This window comes from Tamlana crocina (genome assembly GCF_012037625.1).
In genome coordinates, this window is the sequence record NZ_JAAVJS010000036.1 from 1 (window position 1) to 6,134 (window position 6,134).

A 6,134-nucleotide genomic window follows, 5' to 3' on the forward strand; every position below is an offset into this window, starting at 1 on the left:
ACCCTGTAAGAAAGACTGAAAACTTTTTACGGGCTACATTTAAATCAAAATATCCAACCTCTTATAAAACCAATGTTTTTATAAAAAAGAAAATCGCCTAAATATTACTTTTTAGACGACCTCTTTTTATTGCAATAATTTTTAGTCAATTATTTGTATTGACACAAATAAGAGGTTTGCCCAGAAACTTTAACCTGAAATTTTTCATTGGCTTCAATTTGGTAGGCCTCGCCAGCTTTGTATGTTTTCCACTCGGTTTCACCTGGCAATAACACGGTCATTTCACCTTCTACAACATTCATGGTTTCGTGTTTAGAAGTACTGAATTCGTAAGTGCCAGCGTTCATTACCCCAAGGGTAGATTGCCCTGTTTTGCTAGTGTATCCTAAAGATTTAACGTTGCCGTCAAAATATTCGTTTGCTGAAATCATCATTTAAATTTTAAAATTTCTTCAAAAATACTAAACTCATCGTAGAACAAAGAATGATAGGCCATAATCTGATTTAACACCAAAAAAAATCTCCAAGAGTGAGGGCTCTTGGAGGTTTTATGTTGTTTCACATCTTTTTTAGAATGTTCAACGGATAGTTAAACTAATATTTAGTCTAATATATTTTCAGAAATAGCGGTGTCGTTTTCAGCCATCAAAGCAAAAAACTTATCGATATTTGGAAGGATTATAATTCTTGTTCTTCTGTTTTTTGCGCGGTCTTCAGCGTTATCGTTACTCGCAATAGGCTGGTAGCTGCTTCTTCCCGAAGCGATTAATTTTTCAGGAGCTACGTTATATTCGTCTTGTAATTTACGTACAACAGAGGTGGCTCTTAATACGCTCAAATCCCAATTGTCTGCGATGTTTACTGTGCTAATGGTTCTGGCATCGGTGTGGCCTTCAACCATAACGTCTAAGCTAGGCTCGGAGTTGATAACATCAGCTAATTTCTTTAAAACCTTATCGGCTTTAGAGCTTAATCTGTAGCTTGCCGTATTGAACAGCATGTTGTCTGCAATAGAAATCATCACAACAGTTTCGTTAATATCTACGGCAAAGTCTTCGTCTTCATCAATGTTACTTGTTTTAATGGTTTTTTCAAGGTTGTATGCCACAGCCAAATTCATAGAGTCTTTTAAAGTTTTGGCTTGGCTAAGTTTTGCAGGATTTACATTTTTCAATGTTTCACGCATGCGCTCTTTAGTCTTGTTGGAAATTACTGTGCCGTTTTCTGCTACTTCTAATTTGGAATCGCTCTCTTCTTTTAAAGACATGATTTTGCTGTTGTAAGCCTCAACGCGTTCTTGGATGTTATCGAATTTGGCTTCTAAGTCTTCTTTGGCTACTCTCGTTTTTTGCAGTTCGCTTTTAATTTCGCCATTTTCTTGTTGTAATGCCAAGTATTTTTTCTTTGATACGCACGATACGGTAAAAATGGCTAGTAAAATTAATACAGATATTTTCTTCATAATCATTAATAATATTGTTTCCCGTATTTACGAGATTAAAGCCAATATAGATTACGAAGCCTGTCTTTTTTTGTTAAAAATTTGAAAGACAATATGAAAAAAGCCACAACATGTTATGGCACTTTTAGCCAATACATGTTGGGGCTTTTTGTATTTAACAGATGAAGGAAGCTTATTCTTCCTCCTCCAATTCTTTTAAAGTGCCATTTCCGGCGATGGATTCTACAATTTCAATGGTTGCGGGTTTTACCGAAGCATCATGAGAATTGTGATACTCTTCCAATAGATTCATAGTGGCAACCAATAAATCTTTAGTTTCAGATAGCAATCCGAAGTACAGCGTAGTGTTTTTGGGGCTCGATTCTTCTTTTCTGGTGCGCTCTACCTGCTTTTGTGTTTTTTCAGACAGAATTTGGAATAATTTGTGTTTAGAGCTTAAAATACCGCCAATTTTATCAAAAGAACGGGAATCGAAAGCCGATTTGGTATCGTTGAACAATTTTTCAACAGATTCATCAACTTCTTTAAGTTCTTTAATTTGGTTGAATTTAAGCTTTTTGTGATTGTTGTTTACATGTTTGAAGCTTACTTTGGAAATGTACTCTAAAGATTGCGTCATGTCCTGCAGGTAGCCCAAAATATTGATGTAAAAATCACTGGCGCTCACACTCGATTCATCCAAATTTTTGATGAAATAGAATATGTTGTCTCTTAAACTATCAACTTCAAGCGATAATTTGTCGATTTGTTTTTTGTTCTTTTTAAGTGAAGATAAGTCCTGTTTCGCCAATCCCTGTATGGCGTTCGAGTAAATTTTGTTACCTCGTTTTACCACATTAGCAATGTTGGCAGCACTTTCGTGGATAACACCTTGTACAGAACTACTTTCGGCGTTTTTAAGTCGGTCTTCACTTTTGCCTTCTGACGATTTTCTTTTATGAGCTAAAAAGTTTCTAACTAACAGCGCTACAGTAAGTAAAAGAAGGATAGGCGTCATTACCTGAGGTTCCCAGTTGATTAAAAATACTACAACCCCAGAAGCGATAAAAGCTCCAAAGGCAGTGCCAAACCAGCCGCCAATAACATTTAATACACCAGCCACTCTATAAACTGCGCTCTCGGCACCCCAAGCCCTATCGGCCAAAGATGTACCCATGGCTACCATAAAGGTTACGTAGGTGGTTGAAAGTGGTAATTTCATAGCCGTTGCAATAGATATTAATACACCAGCAACCATTAAGTTAACAGAAGCCCTAATCATATCAAACGCTGGAGCATCCATACTTTGGTCTTTAGTTAATGTAGTGTTTGGCTTTTGGAAATTGGTGTCAATTTTTGCTTGCATCGATGCCGGGATGATAAATCTCAATCCATCCGAAATAGACGAGGTCGCTTTAACAATACTTCTTGAAAGCATGTTAGGCTTAAATTTTTCGTGCGTATCGCCTTGTCTTGATAAGCTAATTTCGGTTTCGGCAACGGTTTTTGCTTTTTTGGAAAACCAAAGTGTTACTACCATGATACCTCCTGAAATGAAAAGTAAAAAGGGTTCGGCTGGCATCTTTTTGCCCAAAATGCCCATGGTGAAGTCAGAGGCACCCGTTCCAGAGCCTACCCAAGCTTCGTAACTGTGGTATGCGGCCATAGGTACTCCAATAAAGTTTACCAAGTCGTTCCCTGAAAAAGCCAATGCCAATCCAAACGTACCAACGGCAATAACGATGATTAGAATACTTTTTTTAACTATTTTTTGAAAAGCAAATGAGAGCAGGGTAAAGAGTACAAAACTGCCTAAAATGATATACATTTCATTGCCTTCAATTAGTCCTTTTAAATTATCGTAATAAGGCGTTCCTTTTAAGCCTTTCATAAAGATGAAATACAGTATGGCCGTTAATGCCAAGCCACCGAAGAAAGCACCAAAATTTTTGATCTTCTCTTCAAAATGAAAGGTAAAAATAAGTCGTGACACCCATTGAACCAAGGCACCTATACTAAAAGCAATAACTACCGATAGTAATATGCCGCTTATAATTTCCATGGCTTTTTCGGTATTGATGTAATTGCCCAAATCGGCTAGGGTTTCAGAATCGGAAGCCGTGATTTTTATCGCAGCCATAATCACCGCCGCACCCAATAAGTTGAATACGATGGATACCGTTGTAGAAGTGGGCAACCCAATGGTGTTAAAGAAATCGAGCAAGAGTATGTCTGTAACCATTACAGCCATAAAAATGAGCATGATTTCATGAAAATTGAACATGGCCGGTACAAAAATACCTTTTCGGGCCACTTCCATAAGACCGCTTGAAAAAACGGCTCCAATAAAAATACCCAAACTGGCCACAATCATAATGGTGCGCATGGAAATGGCTTTCGATCCAATGGCAGAATTAAGAAAGTTAATGGCGTCGTTACTTACTCCAACAACAAGATCAACTACAGCTAGGATAGCAATAGCTATCAGCATGTACAAGTAAATGTGTTCCATAGGTTTTAATTGTAAAAGGACTGCAAATATCATGACAATATATGGTTATTATGTTACGTAATTGTTATTTTAATTGGTTAAAAATGGATATCGAACCCTAACCTGAACAAAATATTATCTTTAATTCCATTAACGCTTGTATAGCTTAAATCGGATTGTACTTTTAGTTTGTGCCCAACTATAAATTTGTTCACGCCAAAAGTGTATTGTTTGGTTGGCAAAGTATTGGTAACAGACTTGTAATTTAAAGTGGTGAAACGCCCAACAAACTCATAATTGCATTTAAGTAAGTATCCCGCTTGTAAATTCAGGGCATTACCCACCAAAACGATATCGCCCGTTTCGGAGTTGTCTGCATTTACGGCAACAGGGTTATCGGCTGTTCGGTTGGCATATTCACCCATAAATGAAAATCCGTTGTACTTAAACATGGCATCGGCAAAAAAGGTGGTGATGTCGGTTTCGTAAAGCGAACCATCATCTTTAAACATGTAATTGCCTAAAACGCTTCGGGTTTTTACGGCATCCTGATTAAGGTCGTAGGTAAAGCCGAGCATTAGTTTTGGGCTAGCCTCGCGTTTTAAATCAGAACCTGTGTAATCGCCTTTAGATTGAAACGTTCCGAAAGGTAAAAGTTCAAGCCGGGCGGTGTATTGCAAACCGCCTTGGTTGCCTTCCGTAATATTGCGTCCTTCACCTTGTGAAATGGCTAGCTTTTCGCGCATTAAGAAATTGCCGCCTAATTTTGATTTATGCCGCAATTGGATGCCCATATCGCGGTCTAGGGTAAAACGGCTGTTTAATAATGATCGGTTGATTAATTGTAGGTTGCCAGACGAAACTACCCGCTCTACGTTACCGGGAAGTTTGGTTTGTCCGGCCCAAAGCTCGAAGTTTTCGGCAAAGTTCCACATAATAACGGCGTCTAAAATATAACGCGGTGCGTTACGGGTAAAGGGGGTTGCACCAGAAAGGTCTCTGTTTGAGAGGCCAAGTTCCATTTTGTATTGCAATTTGGGGCTATAGGCAAAACCATCAAATTTTAATCGGGCACGACGGACTGAAAAATCATATTCGGGGCTACCATAGTTATTGCCGTTATGATTCCATTGGGAATTGTAGCGAACCTGAAAACGGGGAGCGAATTTTATACTGAAAGAACTATCTTTTGCAACAAAATTGATTAATCCTTTTCCAAAAGAAGTGTCACTTATTTCTTGAGAATGTGCAGCTAGCACTAGGCCAAACGCTAGCGCGATGGCGAATTTAATTTTCATTGTACGTATTAGTTTTTGTCGCTGCAAAGAACCAATCCTAATGTTAACTAAATGTTACCAAACAATTAACATTAAAACAATAAAAAGACTGCCTTGGCCAAAGGCAGTCTCATTAGAAATCATGATAATGTAGTCGACAAAAACTAATAGATTATATGAAATACTAATTAAATTGTCTCAAGACGGTGCAAATATCAAGGTTTAAGTTCATTGTAATGTAACGCAAATATTAATTTAATATTAATAATGATGTTTTTCTAAATATTCAATTCATTGAAAAACAAATAATTACAAGTTTAGTGTTAATTTAATGTTACGTAAATGTTGTTTAAATGTTATCAATTTTGTAACTTTGATTTAATAATGTTAAAACCCCATAATTATGAAGAAGTTTATTTTATGTTTTGCCTTTTTAATTACTGTGGTTTCTTTTGCCCAAAAAGAGCAAAAGAGAGATTTAAAGTTTAACAGAGACAACAATTTAATTGAGGTAACGTACTATCATGACAATGGAGTGGTAAGCCAAACCGGTTTTTACACTACAGATGGTAAATTGCAAGGCGAGTGGTTAAGCTTTAACGCAGAAGGCAAAAAAACAGTTTCTGGTAATTATGATAATGGTAAAAAAGTCGGCAAGTGGTTTTATTACACAAATGAAACCGTAAAAGAAGTAGATTACAATGAAAACGTAATCGCTGGTTTAAAGGAAACGGACGTTAAGAACGATAAAGGCCTATAAAACTAAGCAAACTACAAATAGAAAGAGGTCGTCTAAAAAGGCAGTATCTCACTAAGTGTGTAAAGTTTAAATATCGAGGGTTGCAACCCTCGATATTTTTTTTTGTTTAATTTTAAATTTTATACACTTATGAAGAAAGAAGATTTTCTGAACGATGATTTTTTA

Annotated in this window: 5 protein-coding genes; 1 reads left to right on the plus strand and 4 read right to left on the minus strand. The window is 36.8% G+C overall.

Annotation, left to right across the window (positions count from 1 at the left end):
* Positions 1–149: 149 nt before the first annotated feature.
* The 4 genes from ppnP to HC176_RS15365 all read right to left on the minus strand — a co-directional run bounded on the left by ppnP (position 150) and on the right by HC176_RS15365 (position 5,230).
* On the minus strand, positions 150–434 hold the full coding sequence (ppnP, locus tag HC176_RS15350) for a pyrimidine/purine nucleoside phosphorylase (protein ID WP_245234914.1): 285 nt from the start codon (positions 432–434) through the stop codon (positions 150–152).
* A gap of 167 nt (positions 435–601) precedes the next feature.
* A complete protein-coding gene (locus tag HC176_RS15355; protein ID WP_167919848.1) occupies positions 602–1,462 on the minus strand; it encodes an OmpA/MotB family protein in 861 nt (286 codons plus the stop codon).
* A gap of 172 nt (positions 1,463–1,634) precedes the next feature.
* Entirely contained in the window at positions 1,635–3,953 is a 2,319-nt protein-coding gene (locus tag HC176_RS15360; RefSeq protein ID WP_167919850.1) for an inorganic phosphate transporter, read from the minus strand.
* A 77-nt stretch (positions 3,954–4,030) separates the two neighbouring features.
* Positions 4,031–5,230 carry a porin gene (locus tag HC176_RS15365; RefSeq protein WP_167919852.1) on the minus strand — a complete coding sequence of 400 codons (1,200 nt, stop codon included), beginning with the start codon at positions 5,228–5,230 and terminating at the stop codon, positions 4,031–4,033.
* Positions 5,231–5,612: 382 nt separating this feature from the next.
* On the opposite strand from HC176_RS15365, the gene HC176_RS15370 reads away from it, so the two are divergent.
* Positions 5,613–5,969 (plus strand): toxin-antitoxin system YwqK family antitoxin, encoded by a 357-nt coding sequence (locus tag HC176_RS15370; RefSeq protein WP_167919854.1) that lies wholly within the window; start codon positions 5,613–5,615, stop codon positions 5,967–5,969.
* Positions 5,970–6,134: the final 165 nt, after the last annotated feature.